The organism is Croceicoccus sp. Ery5 (genome assembly GCF_020985325.1).
Classification (GTDB): Bacteria; Pseudomonadota; Alphaproteobacteria; order Sphingomonadales; family Sphingomonadaceae; genus Croceicoccus.
In genome coordinates this window covers 3,514,763-3,529,210 of the sequence record NZ_CP087587.1, presented here as the reverse complement: position 1 = coordinate 3,529,210, position 14,448 = coordinate 3,514,763, and the positions used below count along the sequence as shown (strand labels likewise).

Below are 14,448 nucleotides of genomic sequence, written 5' to 3'. Positions count from 1 at the left end.
CAAGTCACCCCCGCGAGATTAACAGGAGAAAACCAATGGCGATTGCCTTTCCCGACCTTCCCTATGCCCATGACGCGCTGAGCCCCGCGATTTCGGACACCACGCTGCAAACGCATCACGGCAAGCATCACAAGGCCTATGTCGACAAGACCAACGCCGCCGTCGAGGGTACGCCGCTGGCCGAAGCCACGCTGGAAGAGATCATCGCTGAGGCCGATGCCAAGAAGAATGCGGGCCTGTTCAACAATTCGGCGCAAAGCTGGAACCATGCCTTCTACTGGCATTCGATGTCGCCCGCCGGCGGCGCGCCCTCGGGCGATCTGGCTGCGGCCATCGACGCCGCTTTCGGTTCGGCCGATGCGCTGATCGAAAAGCTGCAGACCGCGGGCGCGGGCCATTTCGCCAGCGGCTGGGTGTGGCTGGCCGCCGACAAGGACGGCAAGCTGTCGATCGAGGAAACGCATGACGCGGGCACGCTGGCCATTGGCGACAAGAACCCGCTCCTCACGCTCGACGTGTGGGAACATGCCTATTACCTCGACCACAAGAATGTGCGTCCCGATTATCTGAAGGCGGTATCGATCGGCCACATCAACTGGGACTTCGCGGCGGAAAACTATGCGCGCGGCACGACCTGGGCCTATCCTTCGGCCTGACCGCCGGGATTGGTGCAAGACTGAAAAGGGGCCGGGCGGAAACGTCCGGCCCTTTTTTCATTGCGGGCGCTATTCGGGCTCGTCCCCGTGCGGGTGCACGAACAAGGGTTCGCCGAACAGGAAACCGACGATGTTCGGGTGGCCCAGATGCTGGAAGATCGCGATCAGCGTGATCAGGATCGGCACCGACAGCAATGCGCCTAGCACGCCCCAGATCCATGTGAAATAGCTGATCGCGATCAGGATCAGCACCGGATTGACGGTGAAACGTTTGCCAAGGATCGCGGGCGTCACCATATTCGCCTCTACCCCGTGCAGCGCCAGATAGGCCCCGGCGGGTACAAGGCCGAGGAACACGGTTTCCGCCGTGCCCATGCCGACCAGCAGCAGAATCCCCGTCATGATCAGCGGCCCGACATAGGGCAGGAAATTCAACAGCGCGGCCAGCCCGCCCCACATGACCGGCGCATCCAGCCCCAGCGCCCACGCCCCCAGCGCGGCGACCACGCCGACGCCCAGATTGATAAGCCCGACGGTAAGGATATAGCTGGCCACCCGGTCCTGCACGTCGCGGATCGCGCGGGCCGCGCGTAGCGATGATGTGAACTCCGCGCGTTCCAGCAGCAGGCGGCGGCGCAGGCGCACGCGCGCCTCTATCATGAAGAACGCCATCAGCAGGGTCAGCAGCGTTTCGAGCACCAGCATCGGCGTCGCCAGCGCCAGCCGCTCCACCATCGATGGTGTGGCCAGCACAACCTCGCGCGTGGAACTGCGCCCTGCCAGCCTGCCGACGCGCTGGTTCAGCTCGTTGATCCAGTCGAGCTGACCGCGAAACTGGGTGAAGGTTTCGTCGATAGAGGCGACAAGGACGGGAACGCGGTCGAACAGGGCGATCGCGGGGTTCAGGATCGTTGCCAAAGCCGTGACGACGATGGCGATGAACACGATCACCGCCATAAAGGACGCGATGATATTGGGGATGCCCATGCGCGCAAGACTGTCGGCCAAAGGCGACAGCACGATGGTCAGCACCAGTGCCGTCACCAGCGGCAGGAACAGCACCGACCCGATGGACAGCACGAAGGGCAGGGCGAGGAACAGTCCCAGCCCGAGGATCAGCAAAAGCGCCGACGCCAGCCGGTTCAGGTCGCGCGAGACCCAGATGACCGTGCGGTTCGTTTCGCCGTCATGATCGGTGCGGTCGATGAAAATCGGTTCGGCGCCGGTTTCGGCGCGTGCATTCTTATTATCAACGGAATCGTCCATGGCGGCCCCCAACCCGCTCTGATTCCCGCGATCGTGCAAGAATCAGCTGTTCCCGTTTACCTGCGGTTCGGCCATCTCGTCGAGTTCGCCCATGATCGCATTGTGCGCAACTGCATCACCGGTCGACCGCTGCGGGATATCGCCGTCGTCCAGCATGGCATTCAGCGCGGCACGGGCGCGGCCCACGCGGCTTTTGATCGTGCCCACGGCGCAGCCGCAAATCTCGGCCGCTTCTTCATAGGAGAAGCCGCCCGCACCGACCAGCAGCAAAGCCTCGCGCCGCTCGGGCGGCAGGGTCAGCAGCGCGCGATGCATGTCGGACAGGTGCAGCGGCCCTTCCTGTCCGGCAGGGGCGGTCAGGATGCGTTCCGCCACCGTCTCATCGTAATCGGCGCGGAAACGGTTGCGGCGCATATCGGTCAGATAGGCGTTGCGCAGGATTACGAATGTCCAGGCGCGCATCGATGTGCCGGGCTGGAACCGCTCTTGCGCGGCCCATGCCTTCATCAATGCTTCCTGAACCAGATCGTCGGCCAGATCGGGCCTGCCGCACAGACCGCGGGCAAAGGCGCGCAGATGCGGGATCACCTCGGTCAGTTCGCGCTTGAATTCGCGGGCGCGCTCCGCCTCGCTCATCACCTGTGTATCGCCGGTCTGCGCGGCGTCGGAAGCCTCGGACATCAGGCGCCCGCACCCTTGGTGCCGGCAGGTTTGGTCGATGCGTCCTTGGCGTCGGCGGGATCTTCCTCGTCGAACTTGGACAAAAGATCGCTGAAACTGTCGGGCAGGGGTTCCTCGACGACCGAATCGTAAAGCTGGCGCAAGCCAGTCGCCCAGTCGGGGCGCTTGCGGCTGCGCATCGGTTCGTCTGACATCTGTTCCTGTTTCACCCTGCTCTGACCTGTCATTCCATCATTTCGCCATCGGGGGCGGCAAACCTGCGGGTCCGCCAGCACGCCCGTTCAATTCCTGCAGCGCCGGATAAACATGGAAAGCGGCCCGATACAGCCGTTCCCCCAAGCCGTGAACCCTGACGCCCGCCCCGCTCACACCGGCATGATCGCCATGTTTTTATCGGGGGCCTGAAGTCGGGAACGAAACTGGTTGCGGTTGGTTCCCGCTGGAACAAAAGTTTACGCGACCCGTTCGATCTTGCCTGCTTGAATATGCAGGCGACCGGCGGCATCGCCGGGGCACAAGCGGCGGATCGGGCGGATCTTCTGCAGCCGAACGACACAAGGGGCGTTCCGATCGCCGACGGAGTGAAACAGGGGTTAGGGCCTGCGGGGCTGCAAGCGGGCGGACCGCAAGGCAGCGGGCTGACGCGGGCAGAGCGGCGGATGGGCGGAACCCTGCGCTGGTTCTCGCGCTTTCCGCGCGCGTTGCCGCTGGCCATTTTCATCACGATTTTCGCCATGACCCTGCTGGGCGTCTGGGCGATCGAGCGGGCCGAAAGCGATGCGCGCCGCGCCGATCTGGAACAACTGGCGGTGGAAGCGGGTGCCGCGCTGGAACGGCGGGCCAATGCCAATGCCGCCTATCTGCGGTCGGGCGCGGCTCTGTTCGCCAGCCAGGACAGCGTGCCCGTGCCCATGTTCCAGACCTTCGTCGGGCAATTGCGGCTCGATTCCAATTTCCGCGGCGCCGACGGCATCGGCTGGGCCGCGCGGGTGAACACCGGCGACATCGCAGCTTTCGAAAACAGGATGCGCGAGGTCGGCGTGGCCGATTTCGCGGTCCACCCCTTGCCGCGCGCCGATCAGGCCTATGCGGTGCCGGTCACCAATCTGCAGCCCGAAACCGAACGCAACCGCCGCGCGCTGGGCTTTAACATGTTTTCCGAACCCGTCCGCCGCGAAGCGATGATGGAGGCAGAGGATAGCGCCCGCCCCACGGCATCGGGCCGCGTGGTGCTGGTGCAGGAAGGCGACGTCGATGCCGCAGGCTTTCTGGTCTATATGCCCGTGTTCCACACCGGCGCAGACGGGATGCGCGAATTGAAGGGCTATATCTACAGCCCGTTCAATGCGCAGGATTTCGTCGATTCCGCGATGCAGGGCATGGAAAACCGCGCTGTGCAAATGGCGATATACGACGAGACGGTTGCGCCCGACCGGCTGATGGCGCAGCGCGCCACGGGCGAAGCCGGGGGTGAGAGCGTACGCAAGATCGTGCAGATCGCCAATCGCGAATGGGTGCTGGAACTCCATTCGCTGCGTCCCGCCACGCTGAGCCAGCTGTCGCTGATCGCGCTGATCGCGGGCTTGATCTGTTCGACGCTTGCGCTGGCCATTGCGTGGTTGCTGACGCGGCAGGCGGTAGAGGCGCGGCAGGTGATCGAATTGCTGGAAGAACAGGCCGCGATCCGCAATTCACTGACCCGCGAACTGAATCACCGCGTCAAGAATACGCTGGCCAATGTGCTGTCGATCGTATCGCTGACCCGCCGCCGTGCCGATTCCATCGACAATTTCGCCGAATCGCTCGACGGGCGCATCCGTGCGCTATCGGCTACGCACGATCTGCTGACGCAGTCCGAATGGGGCACGACGCCCGTCCGTTCGGTGATCGAGGTGGAGATGGCCCCCTATGCGCAAGGGCGCGATGCGGTGGTCGAAATGAACGGCCCGCATGTCGAACTGGCGCCCAACGATGCGTTGTCGATGGGGCTTGCCATTCACGAGCTGGCGACAAATGCCGCCAAATATGGCGCGCTGTCGACGGCCGAAGGCAAGGTAGAGGTCGACTGGGATATGGTTTCCGACGATCTGGTGCGGGTCCGCTGGCGCGAGAGTGGCGGGCCCGAGGTTTTGCAGGACCGCAAGCGCGGTTTCGGCACCGATCTGATCGAAAAAATCGTCGCCCATGAACTGCGCAATCCGGTCGAGCTGGTGTTCGAGCCGACGGGCGTGCGCTGCACCATGCTGATCCCCGTGCGCTCGCGCAGTGAATTCGTGCTGCGGGCCAAGCGCATGAAACAGCGCATCGACCGCGCGCAGGCCTGAACCGTACGGGGCTGGCAAGGCGGCCGCCGCATCGTCCACACAGTTCCCACGACCAAAGCAAAACGCCCGAAGATCAAGTGACCTTCGGGCGTTCGGGCGTGACCTGTTTGTAACGGGTTACGGCAGCGGGCGGCTCGATCCGAAGAACAGCGCCTGGCTGATCGCGGCGCGTACCGTGCTTTCCTGAAACGGCTTGGTGACAAGATAGGTCGGCTCGGGCCGGTCGCCCGTCAGCAGGCGTTCCGGATAGGCCGTGATAAAGATCACCGGTACCGATCCGATGGAGAGAATGTCGTCCACCGCGTCGAGGCCGGAGGACCCGTCGGCCAGCTGGATATCGGCCAGCACCAGTCCCGGCATCGATTCCGCGATCACCGCCTGCGCCTGCGTGCGCGTGGCGGCAGTGCCGCAAATATCGTGGCCCAGCGAGCGGACGAGATCCTCAAGCTGCATCGAAATCAGCGGCTCGTCCTCGATAATCAGAACGCTGGTCGCGGATTCGCGGTCGATCTCGCTCACCGCTTCCTGCACCAGAGCCTCGACCTCGCCTTCGGTCAGGTCCATGATCTCGGCCGCTTGCGGGATCGAAAAATCCTCCAGCGTGGTCAGCAGCAAGGCTTGCCGGTTGAGCGGCGTGATGACCGATAGACGTTCCTGCGCGGCGGTTTCATGGTCGCCGACCATGTCGTCGCCGTCTGCGACCTGCAAAAACGCGCTCGACCACAGCTTGCTGAAAGCGCGGTAAAGCGGCACCCGGCCGCCTTCGGCAAGGCTTTCCTTCAGTTCGGAATCGGCAAGGATCGCCTCAAGCGTGGCGCGCACAAAGGCGTCCCCCGTGCTTTGCGATCCGGACAATGCGCGCGCATAGCGCCGCAGATATGGAAGATTGGCGGCAACCTTGGCCCCAAGAGACATGAAAACCCTTCCCTATTTGGCAGTTCCGGCATCAACGAACACGCATCGCTTCGGTTCCCGAGGCGATGGAATGCTTCGCGTGATGAATCATAAGTTATTGCGATGAACCGTGGAAACAATATGGAAAGCGATGAAATTTCGCTGATAGCCGTGCAGCCGGGGAGGGCCGAGCGACATGATGACGGGAACCGCAACAACTTCGTGCATCAGCTGCCCTTTGGCCGATTGCCCGGGTTTGCGGGATTCGGGCGCCGAACGCCGGCGCGAGATCCAGACGTTCAAGCAGGGCGAAATCGCGCTGCAGCGCGGCGGGCAGGTTCTGACGCAGGGCACCAAAAGCACCGAGATCTATACGGTGCTGTCGGGCGTGCTGATCCGGTTCCGCCTGATGGAGGACGGGCAGCGGCAGATCATCAACTTCCTGTTTCCCGGCGATCTGATCGGTCTGCAATCCATGCTGGACGAACCGATGACGCATGGGGTGGAGGCATTGACCCCCGCGCGGCTGTGCGTGTTTCCGCGCGACCGTTTTCTGAACTTTGTCGGACGCAACCCTCAACTGGGTTATGACATCATATGGCTGGCCGCCAAGGAAGAGTCCGCGCTGGAGGAACATCTGGTTGCGCTGGGCCAGCGCAATGCGCGTGAACGGATTGCCTATCTGGCGCTGTTCCTGTTGAAGCGGGCCGAGGGGACCTGCCTTGCCGGATCGGACCACCGCGTCGAATTGTCGGTCACGCAGGGGCAGGTGGCCGATATGTTGGGCCTGTCGCTGGTGCATACCAACCGGTCGATGCAAAGCCTGCGGCGGGACGGGCTGGTCCGATGGTCGCTGAATGCGATCGAGATCCCCGATCCCGAGGAAGTGAGCCGGTTCGTGCGATACGATCCCAGCCTGTTCGCGCCGCGACCGTTCTTGTGACGTATCGCTTTGTTTCAGAGTGTTTCTGTAAAAGAATCATTTTAAAACAAACATATATGAAAAAACTTGCGGCAATCGCAAAAAATTCGACCGCGCCATGGAACCGCTTGGCTGGCGGTTCATTATAGGCTTGTCACCCACCGAGACCCCCTCCCGTCCAAAGCGGTTGGTGATACGATCCCGAAAGGCCTTCGCCCCACCCAAGGGGGCGGAGGCCTTTTTACTTAGGTTGCGGTTGCGGTGGAACAGGCGACCCCGGATTTCCGCGAGGCAGGCTGTATATCAGTCATGCGAAATGGCGCCGCGCAGGCGTTGCAGCAGCCCGGTGCGGCGCGTGTCGCGCACCGCCTCCAGCAGCGCTTCGGGGGCATAGGGCTTGACCAGCACCTTGCCCATTTCCTTGATCGCGGGCGGGATCGCTTGCGGATTGCCGGTCGAAAACACGATGCGCGGCACCTGCGGACCCAGTTCGGTGACCAGCTCGGCCACTGCCCAGCCATCGTCGCGGTCGACCAGATGCACGTCCAGCACCAGCACATCGGGCCGTTTGCGTTCCAGCGCGGCCAATGCCTGACGCGTGCTCGAACAGACGATCACCTCGGGCGATCCGCCGCCCAGCAGGATATCTTCGAGTGAAAGCGCGAGAATGGGATCGTCCTCGACAACCAAGGCGGTACCGATCCGGTAATCGGTATCCCTGGCAGATGTGGTCGTCATGGACGGCGCTTCCCTGAACATGGCCGTGCGCGAACGGAAACGGCGGCGGCTCTTGCTATATCATCACTCGGTCTGCGGGCGGGAGGAAATGCACGGGTTACCTGCGTCATCGCCGCCCCAAAGCAACGCGCAACAGGACTGGCAGGTTCCCGTGCGATGCCGCGAGCATGCGGCCTGACGGGCGGATCAGCCGACCAGCGCCTTGCCATAGATCGTATATTCGCGGTTGACCGTGGCGTCGATCGCCTCGGCAATGGCGTTCATCCCCTGATTATCGTCGAGGATCCAGCCGATCTCGCCCCGCTTCGATCCGTATTTTACCACGGCCTCGCGCCGGATATATTCGATCATCATAAAGGCCAGCTGACTGGCCAGACGCGAGCTTTGCAAATGCTTGCGCACGCCCATCAGCGGCACACGCATATCGGCGGGATAGGGATGGCGCAGCCAGCGCAGCAGCTTGATCCAGCCGAACGGGAACAGCTTTCCGCCAATCTCCTTGATCGGGCGGTTAAGGTCGGGCAGCGTCATCATGAAGGCGACCGGCTCGCCCTCGTACTCGGCCACGCGGATCAGGTCTTCGAACACCAGCGGTTTCAGCTTCTTGCCGGTATGCGCGACCTCTGCATCGGTGATGGGCACGAAACCCCAATTGCCCGACCATGCATCGTTAAGGATGTCGAGGATCAGCGCCGCTTCCTCGTCGAACCGGCTTTTATCGACCTTGCGGATACGGATCTTGTCGTTCTTTTCGCCCGAGGCGATGATGCGCTGGATCAGCTTGGGATATTCGACCCGCACGTCGAGGTCGAAGGTGCGCAGCATCTTGGCCGCTTCATATCCCAGCGCCTCGATCCATGGCTGATATTGCGGCTTGTCATGGCCCATCATCACCATGGGCGGATGATCGTGGCCCAAAGTCAGCAGGCCGGGTTCTTCCCAGATCGACAGGGAAATCGGCGCCAGCACGCGGGTCATGCCCTGATCGCGCAGCCATTGTTCTGCCGCGGCGATCAGCGCGTGGCAGACCGCTTCGTCCTCCGCCTCCAGCAGGCCCCATTGGCCGCAGCCGGGGCCAAAGCCCTGCTCCACCGGCATTTCCAGCGCCAGCCGGTCGATATGGGCTGAAATACGCCCCACGACGCGGCCGTCGCGGCGGGCCAGAAACAGCTGCACATCGGCATGCTGGAAAAACGGGTTCTTCGCCGGATCGACGAGCTCCGCCGCTTCGGACCGCAGCGGCGGTACCCAGTTCGGATCGTCCGCGTTCAGCCTGTAGGCGAGATCGGTGAATTGCTTGCGACCGGCCTTGTCTGCCACCGGCGCGACGGTGATCTCACCCATTGTAATGGCAGTCCTCAGCCGATGGTGTTCTTGGAGGCGTTCGGGTCGAAACCCTCCTTGCCCTTGACCCGGCGGCGCGGATGGCCCGACGCAATGCCGCCCGACAGATCCTTCACATAGGGCCATTTTGCGGCCACCGCCTCGTCATAGCCGAGGTTGAAGACCGTGGCCGAACGCTTGGGCCGGTCCTTCTTTTCGTAATAGGTGCCGAGAACGCGGTCCCAGAAATAATTCGTGATGCCGTAATTCCCGTCCTCGTCGAAATAATGATGTTCGACGTGGCGCTGCTTCATATGCTGCACCCATTTCCACTTCGGCTTGAAGGCCAGATGCTGGATGCAATGCATGAATTCGTAATAGCAGGTCGTCAGCAGCCCGCCCGCGAACGCAGCCGCCGCGCCCCCGATCCCGCCGATGGCATAGCCGATGGGCGCGGTCGCAAGGAAGATCGTGGGCACGGTGGTATGCAGCGCGCCGAACAGCACTTCCAGATGGTTCGGATCCTGATGATGGTCATAGTGAATCCGCTTCCACGTGCTGGCCAGCGGCTTGATCTTGTACATCCACTGACCGTGCAGCACATATTGGTGCAGCAGGTGCCACACCAGCGGATAGACAACCAGCGCCACCGCGAATGCCGCCAGCGCGCGCAGCGGCGTGGTGGGATACAGCGCGAAAGCGACCACGCACAGCGTCGTCAGGCCCAGATAGGCGACGATGGTGTAATGCTGGAAATAGGCGACGATCAGCTGGCGCAGCGTCATGCGGTCCAGATAATGGGACCTTTTCCAGAAGGGGAGCTTTTCGGTGCCGTCCCCGTTTGCCTTGGCGGTCGGAGTGGCGGTGTTGCTGTTTGCCATGTCTAAATGCTTTGTAGCGGACAGGCGGGTTTGACCCGCAATCGTCCCGGAACGCGCGGCCCTTAGCACAGTCGGCACCGCGCTGGCCAGCAAGGGCAGGCAGGGCGACTGTGCAAGAGCCGCGCGGCGTAACTAAGATGCAACGGCTGAATATCAACTGACTGGCATGTCGGCGCCTGATTGCCGCGAACCCCTGATTGCCGCGAACCAAGACAAAGGGCCGCACGGTTGCCCGCGCGGCCCTTCGGTCATGCCGTGAACCGGATTATTCGGTTTCGACCGCCACCGACGGATCTTCGTCGATATCGACGGTGGTGGTGGTGTCGCCATCGGTAACGGTGGCGTCCATGCCGTCGGTGTCGATCACCACGCTGTCGCCGTCGGCTTCACCCATGGCGTCGGTGGCGACGGGCTCGGTCATCGCGGGTTCTTCCATGGTCTCATCCTCGACCACGACGGTATCGGCGGGCTCGCTACAGGCCGACAGGCCAATCACGGCAATCGAGGCGAGGGCGGGCAGTACGATCTTCTTCATTGCAGCGTCTCCATCAAATAAGGCGCAATTGTGGCAAAGACGCCCCAGCCGCCCGATGGTTCCGCGTATGGATGAAAAAGCGTTCCTATTCCTCGGTCTTGAGCAGCACGGTCTCACCGATCAGCGCGAACAGCAGGAACGGTGCCCAGGCCGCCAGAAAGGGCGGATATCCACCAAAATTGCCGATGGCGATGGCCGCATTATCGACCACGAAATAGGCAAATCCCAGCGCCATGCCGGTGACGGCGCGCACGAACAGCTGCCCCGACCGCGCCAGCCCGAATGCCGCGACCGCCCCCAGCAAGGGCATCAGCAATGCCGACAGCGGGCCCGAAATCTTGTGCCACCATTCGCCGCGGATTTCCTGCGTCCGCCGTCCCGCCGCTTCCAGCGCATCGATGGATTCGGTCAGGTCGATCAGGTTTTCGGACTGCGCATCGACCTTGCTGATCGCGATTTCGCGCGGAGTAATCCCCTCTGCCACAACCGCAGAGGCGTATTTTTCCTGCTTGGCAGTGGCGATATTGAACCGGACCGGATTTTCCAGCCGCCACCCCGGATTGGCATAGGTGGCACGATCGGCGCGCCATTGTTCGGACAGCATCAGCTGCGGGTCGCGGCGATACCATGTCACCCCGATCAGCTGCATCGAATTGCCCGTGCCCACGGCCGATCGCGCGGCCAGAATGGCATCGCCCTCGGCCAGATAGATATTGCTGCGCGTCTTCTCCCCTGCCGGGATCGCGCCATATTCGGCATCTTCCCATGCCGACAATGTGGCGGTGGCGCGCGTCACCACGCGTTCGTTGAAGACGAAACTGCCGACCGACACGATGGCCGCCGTCGCCACCAACGGGGCAAGGATCTGATGCGCCGACAGCCCTGCGGCCTTCATCGCGATCACTTCGCTGTTCTGGTTCAATGTCGCCAGCGTGATGATCGTTGCCAGCAGCACCGAATAGGGGAGGAAGCGCGCAATCAGCTGCGGCACGCGCAGGGTGACATAGGTCCATAATTCGCCCTGCCCGTTGCCCGGCGCGGCCAGAATATCGCCGCTGGTGCCCAGAAGGTCGAGCATCTGCAGCACCAGCACCAGCATGGCGAGCACCGCGAAAATGCGCACCGCGAACATCTTGGCCAGATAGACCGTCAGCCGCTTGGACGGAAAGAAATCAAGCCGCACGCGATTGCTCCGCATCGTGGGCCGCTTTGGCGCGGGCGGCCAGTTCGCGGTTGCCGGTGAAACGCAGCAGGCGGAAAAACACGGTCAGCTTCTTGGCCACCACGGCAGCGCCCTTTTCCAGCCAGCCGATCGCCTGACCACCGGGGACATAGGCGACGCGCCAGTACATCCACGTGATCAATGCCGCAAACAGCACAAAGGGCACCCATAGCGAGATGATCGGGCTGACCAGCCCCAGCGCCGCGACGTCTTCGCCATACTGGTTCACCTTGTGATAGGCGACCACCATCACGATCGAAACGAACACGCCCAAGGTCGAGCTCGACCGTTTGGGCGGGATCGCCAGCGACACCGCGAGGAAGGGCAGAAGCAGCATCATCACCACTTCGACCAACCGGAAATTCAGGCTGGCGAGCGTCTGGTTGCGCACTTCTTCCGATACTTCCTTGTTCCAGCCGAAATGCACCAGCTCGGGCAGGATATATTCTCGCTCCGCCCCGCCGCGCGTGCGGAAACGTTCGATTTCGGGCAGATCGATGGGGAGGTCATAGCTGGCGAAACTGAGCACGCGGGGCGTGGGGATCGATGCCTGATCCTGCACGATGGTGCCGTCGGTCAGGCGCAGGATAATCGTGTTCGGCTCTTCCTCGTTCGCAAGGAATTGCCCCTGCCGTGCCGAAATCGACAGCATGTCGCCATCGGGCTGCGTCACGCGGGCGAAAATGCCGCCCAATTCGCGCCCGTTATCGCGGCTTTCCTCGATCCGGAGGGCGGTGCGATCCTCCAGCGTGGTGAATTCGCCCACCTTGATCGACGCGCCCAGCGCGCCCGATTGCAGTTCGAACGACAGGCGCGAATAATCGTAACGCGCCACCGGCTGCACGAAATAGACGAGCAGGAAATTGAGCCCGACCAGCACCAGCGTGATGATGAACGGCACGCGCAGCAGCCGCGTATAGCCCAGCCCGACGGCGCGCATCACATCCAGCTCTGAACTTGTCGCCAGCTTGCGGAATGCGAACAATATGCCCAGCATCAGGCCCAGCGGTATCGCAAGGCTCATATATTCGGGCAGCAGGTTCGCCAGCATGCGGAATATCACGCCGATCGGGCCGCCTTCGTCGGCAACCACCTCGAACAGGCGGAGCATCTTGTCGAGCACCAGCAGCGAGGCCGCAAGCGCCAGAGTCCCCAGCATCGGCATCAGCACGAGCTTGAAGATATAGCGGTCGACGTCGGTGATGAAGTTCTTGAACAAGTCCGGTCGGGCTTTCGGATGATTATGATCGGGCTGACATTGCGCCCGCCATAATAGCATCGGGCCGGAAGGTCACGTCCCAGACGCGACCGGTGCGATCAATCCTTTTCCAGCGTGCATTGCAGCGGATGCTGATTCGCGCGGGCGAAATCCATCACCTGGTTCACCTTGGTCTCGGCAATTTCATACGGGAACACGCCGCACACGCCCACGCCGCGCTGATGCACATGCAGCATCACGCGGGTCGCCTGCTCCATGTCCATCCGGAAATAGCGCTTCAGCACCATGACGACGAATTCCATCGGCGTGTAATCATCGTTCAGCATCAGTACTTTGAACTGGCTGGGCTTCTTCGGCTTGGCGCGGGTGCGCGTGGCGACGCCGACCTGTCCGGCACCGTCGCCGGTTCCGCTATCGTCGTCACCTTCATTGCCGTCCCCTTCGTCGCCGCAAACAGGTGCGGGCCTGCGCGCATCGCGGGCCAGCCGCGATGCGGGTTCGAAAGGGACAGGGGAATCGGATCGGAAAGCCATCATCACGCCCCAGAATATCGTATCGCGGGCCCGGCATACAAGAGGGCCGTACAACAGGGCCCTATAAGCGGGCTTTGCAACAGCGCCCCGCAAGGCCGCCGCGTACCGGCATCAAACGGAAAGGGCCGGATGCGGCAATGCGCATCCGGCCCTTTCCTGTATCGCGCACCCGTTCGGGCGCGCTGCCGATCGTGCGATCAGGCAGCCTTGATCTTTTCCATGGCAAGGCTGACGCGCGTCGACAGCGGCTGCGTCGCGTCATTGGCCAGCTTCAGCATGGCTTCGGTGTTCTTCGACGACATGGCAACGGCCTTGTCGAAGTTCTTGCGCAGCAGGGCGCTCTGCAGCTGGAAGAAATCGGTCGGCGACTTCACCGATGCCATTTCCTTGACCTCGGCGGTCAGCGATTCGAACTCGGCCTTGCTGTCGGCAACGGCGGCCTTGCCCATTTCCTGCATGCCGGCGGCGAAAATCTTGCTCGATTCGAACAGGGCTTCGAAATTGCCCTTGGTGAACTCGCCTGCTTCCTTGAACATCTCGCTGCCCTTTTTGTAGGCGTCCTGCGACTTGGTGGTCATTTCCGACATCGCATTCTGGAACGACTTGGTCATCATTTCTGCATCGGTCATTGTTACGAACTCCTGGGTGAACTGTTTTATTTTTGCTGGCGCAACGGGGGTAAATGCGACCGGCTTTACGGGGGCCGGTTTGGCCGGGGTCTTGGCGACCAGCGGCGCCTCCTCCTTGGGGCCGGGAACGGGTTTGGTCGCGGGCTTGGCCGCAACCTTGGCTGCAACGGGTGCGGGCTTCTTCACGACCGGTTTCTTTGCGGCAGGCTTGCTGGCGACCGGCTTTTTCGGCACCGCCTTTTTCACGGCAGATTTCTTGACCGGCGCTTTCTTCGGTGCGGCCTTTTTGGCAACCGGTTTGGGAGCCGCAGCCTTGGCCACCGGTGCCGGTTCCGCCTTTGCGGGTGCCGGTTCGGCCGCCATTACCGGCTCGGGAGCCTTCGCCGTTTCGGGCGCTTTCGCCACTTCCGCCGCCTGCACCGGCTCGGGCTTTTTGGCCGGAGCCTTTACGGCAGGCTTCTTCGCAGCGGGTGCCTTTTTCGCAGCCGCCTTTTTGGGCGCGGGCTTCTTCGCCTCTGCCTTTGCGGGCGGCGTCTTGGCCGTATCGTCAGCCAGCTTCCCAGCCGCAGCCTCATAGGCCTTGGCCGCGTCGCTGTCCTGCTTGTCGTCTGCCATGGCAAACACC

Annotated in this window: 15 protein-coding genes; 3 read left to right on the top strand and 12 right to left on the bottom strand. The window is 62.5% G+C overall.

The genetic code is table 11. From position 1 onward, the window contains the following. Positions 1 to 35: 35 nt before the first annotated feature. Positions 36 to 656, top strand: a complete 621-nt coding sequence (locus LOZ74_RS16690) for a superoxide dismutase (protein WP_230292116.1) — start codon at positions 36 to 38, stop codon at positions 654 to 656. A gap of 69 nt (positions 657 to 725) precedes the next feature. Here the strand turns inward: LOZ74_RS16690 and LOZ74_RS16685 are convergent, their stop codons facing one another. Genes LOZ74_RS16685 through LOZ74_RS16675 form a run of 3 tightly spaced genes read right to left on the bottom strand, consistent with a single transcriptional unit; the run spans position 726 to position 2,797 of the window. Next, complete coding sequence (locus tag LOZ74_RS16685) at positions 726 to 1,922, bottom strand: AI-2E family transporter (protein WP_230292115.1); 1,197 nt, start codon at positions 1,920 to 1,922, stop codon at positions 726 to 728. Positions 1,923 to 1,964: 42 nt separating this feature from the next. Further along, positions 1,965 to 2,558 (bottom strand): sigma-70 family RNA polymerase sigma factor, encoded by a 594-nt coding sequence (locus LOZ74_RS16680; protein ID WP_230293941.1) that lies wholly within the window; start codon positions 2,556 to 2,558, stop codon positions 1,965 to 1,967. Positions 2,559 to 2,602: 44 nt separating this feature from the next. Then, on the bottom strand, positions 2,603 to 2,797 hold the full coding sequence (locus LOZ74_RS16675) for a NepR family anti-sigma factor (RefSeq protein WP_230292114.1): 195 nt from the start codon (positions 2,795 to 2,797) through the stop codon (positions 2,603 to 2,605). Positions 2,798 to 3,088: 291 nt separating this feature from the next. Between LOZ74_RS16675 and LOZ74_RS16670 the strand changes: the two genes are divergently transcribed. Beyond that, on the top strand, positions 3,089 to 4,927 hold the full coding sequence (locus tag LOZ74_RS16670; protein ID WP_230293940.1) for a CHASE domain-containing protein: 1,839 nt from the start codon (positions 3,089 to 3,091) through the stop codon (positions 4,925 to 4,927). Between the two features lie 117 nt (positions 4,928 to 5,044). On the opposite strand, the gene LOZ74_RS16665 is transcribed toward LOZ74_RS16670, so the two are convergent. Further along, positions 5,045 to 5,842 carry a response regulator gene (locus LOZ74_RS16665; protein WP_230292113.1) on the bottom strand — a complete coding sequence of 266 codons (798 nt, stop codon included), beginning with the start codon at positions 5,840 to 5,842 and terminating at the stop codon, positions 5,045 to 5,047. A 175-nt stretch (positions 5,843 to 6,017) separates the two neighbouring features. Between LOZ74_RS16665 and LOZ74_RS16660 the strand changes: the two genes are divergently transcribed. After that, the gene (locus tag LOZ74_RS16660; protein ID WP_230292112.1) at positions 6,018 to 6,764 is read left to right on the top strand and encodes a Crp/Fnr family transcriptional regulator; all 747 of its coding nucleotides are present in this window, start codon (positions 6,018 to 6,020) and stop codon (positions 6,762 to 6,764) included. Positions 6,765 to 7,046: 282 nt separating this feature from the next. On the opposite strand, the gene LOZ74_RS16655 is transcribed toward LOZ74_RS16660, so the two are convergent. From LOZ74_RS16655 to LOZ74_RS16620, 8 genes are all read right to left on the bottom strand, one after another. Next, positions 7,047 to 7,481: a response regulator gene (locus LOZ74_RS16655; RefSeq protein ID WP_230292111.1), complete on the bottom strand. Its 435-nt coding sequence runs from the start codon at positions 7,479 to 7,481 to the stop codon at positions 7,047 to 7,049. 186 nt (positions 7,482 to 7,667) lie between these two features. Continuing rightward, the gene (locus tag LOZ74_RS16650; RefSeq protein WP_230292110.1) at positions 7,668 to 8,825 is read right to left on the bottom strand and encodes an N-acetyltransferase; all 1,158 of its coding nucleotides are present in this window, start codon (positions 8,823 to 8,825) and stop codon (positions 7,668 to 7,670) included. A gap of 14 nt (positions 8,826 to 8,839) precedes the next feature. Then, positions 8,840 to 9,589 (bottom strand): sterol desaturase family protein, encoded by a 750-nt coding sequence (locus tag LOZ74_RS16645; RefSeq protein ID WP_370638917.1) that lies wholly within the window; start codon positions 9,587 to 9,589, stop codon positions 8,840 to 8,842. Between the two features lie 361 nt (positions 9,590 to 9,950). Beyond that, on the bottom strand, positions 9,951 to 10,220 hold the full coding sequence (locus LOZ74_RS16640) for a hypothetical protein (protein ID WP_230292108.1): 270 nt from the start codon (positions 10,218 to 10,220) through the stop codon (positions 9,951 to 9,953). An 85-nt stretch (positions 10,221 to 10,305) separates the two neighbouring features. Then, positions 10,306 to 11,403, bottom strand: coding sequence for an LPS export ABC transporter permease LptG (gene lptG, locus LOZ74_RS16635; RefSeq protein WP_230293939.1), 1,098 nt, complete (start codon positions 11,401 to 11,403; stop codon positions 10,306 to 10,308). Continuing rightward, entirely contained in the window at positions 11,393 to 12,607 is a 1,215-nt protein-coding gene (locus LOZ74_RS16630; protein WP_230293938.1) for an LptF/LptG family permease, read from the bottom strand. Before LOZ74_RS16630 ends, lptG begins: the two co-directional genes overlap by 11 nt. A 152-nt stretch (positions 12,608 to 12,759) precedes the next feature. Further along, complete coding sequence (gene clpS / locus LOZ74_RS16625; RefSeq protein ID WP_370638916.1) at positions 12,760 to 13,194, bottom strand: ATP-dependent Clp protease adapter ClpS; 435 nt, start codon at positions 13,192 to 13,194, stop codon at positions 12,760 to 12,762. Between the two features lie 197 nt (positions 13,195 to 13,391). After that, complete coding sequence (locus LOZ74_RS16620; protein ID WP_230292106.1) at positions 13,392 to 14,438, bottom strand: phasin family protein; 1,047 nt, start codon at positions 14,436 to 14,438, stop codon at positions 13,392 to 13,394. Positions 14,439 to 14,448 lie beyond the last annotated feature (10 nt).

Bases quoted from the DNA above. Each gene is read 5' to 3' on its own strand.
- LOZ74_RS16690 (WP_230292116.1), top strand. From the start codon at position 36: ATGGCGATTGCCTTTCCCGACCTTCCCTATGCCCATGACGCGCTGAGC.
- LOZ74_RS16685 (WP_230292115.1), bottom strand. From the start codon at position 1,922: ATGGACGATTCCGTTGATAATAAGAATGCACGCGCCGAAACCGGCGCC.
- LOZ74_RS16680 (WP_230293941.1), bottom strand. From the start codon at position 2,558: ATGAGCGAGGCGGAGCGCGCCCGCGAATTCAAGCGCGAACTGACCGAG.
- LOZ74_RS16675 (WP_230292114.1), bottom strand. From the start codon at position 2,797: ATGTCAGACGAACCGATGCGCAGCCGCAAGCGCCCCGACTGGGCGACT.
- LOZ74_RS16670 (WP_230293940.1), top strand. From the start codon at position 3,089: ATGCAGGCGACCGGCGGCATCGCCGGGGCACAAGCGGCGGATCGGGCG.
- LOZ74_RS16665 (WP_230292113.1), bottom strand. From the start codon at position 5,842: ATGTCTCTTGGGGCCAAGGTTGCCGCCAATCTTCCATATCTGCGGCGC.
- LOZ74_RS16660 (WP_230292112.1), top strand. From the start codon at position 6,018: ATGATGACGGGAACCGCAACAACTTCGTGCATCAGCTGCCCTTTGGCC.
- LOZ74_RS16655 (WP_230292111.1), bottom strand. From the start codon at position 7,481: ATGACGACCACATCTGCCAGGGATACCGATTACCGGATCGGTACCGCC.
- LOZ74_RS16650 (WP_230292110.1), bottom strand. From the start codon at position 8,825: ATGGGTGAGATCACCGTCGCGCCGGTGGCAGACAAGGCCGGTCGCAAG.
- LOZ74_RS16645 (WP_370638917.1), bottom strand. From the start codon at position 9,589: ATGACGCTGCGCCAGCTGATCGTCGCCTATTTCCAGCATTACACCATC.
- LOZ74_RS16640 (WP_230292108.1), bottom strand. From the start codon at position 10,220: ATGAAGAAGATCGTACTGCCCGCCCTCGCCTCGATTGCCGTGATTGGC.
- LOZ74_RS16630 (WP_230293938.1), bottom strand. From the start codon at position 12,607: ATGCCGATGCTGGGGACTCTGGCGCTTGCGGCCTCGCTGCTGGTGCTC.
- clpS (WP_370638916.1), bottom strand. From the start codon at position 13,194: ATGGCTTTCCGATCCGATTCCCCTGTCCCTTTCGAACCCGCATCGCGG.
- LOZ74_RS16620 (WP_230292106.1), bottom strand. From the start codon at position 14,438: ATGGCAGACGACAAGCAGGACAGCGACGCGGCCAAGGCCTATGAGGCT.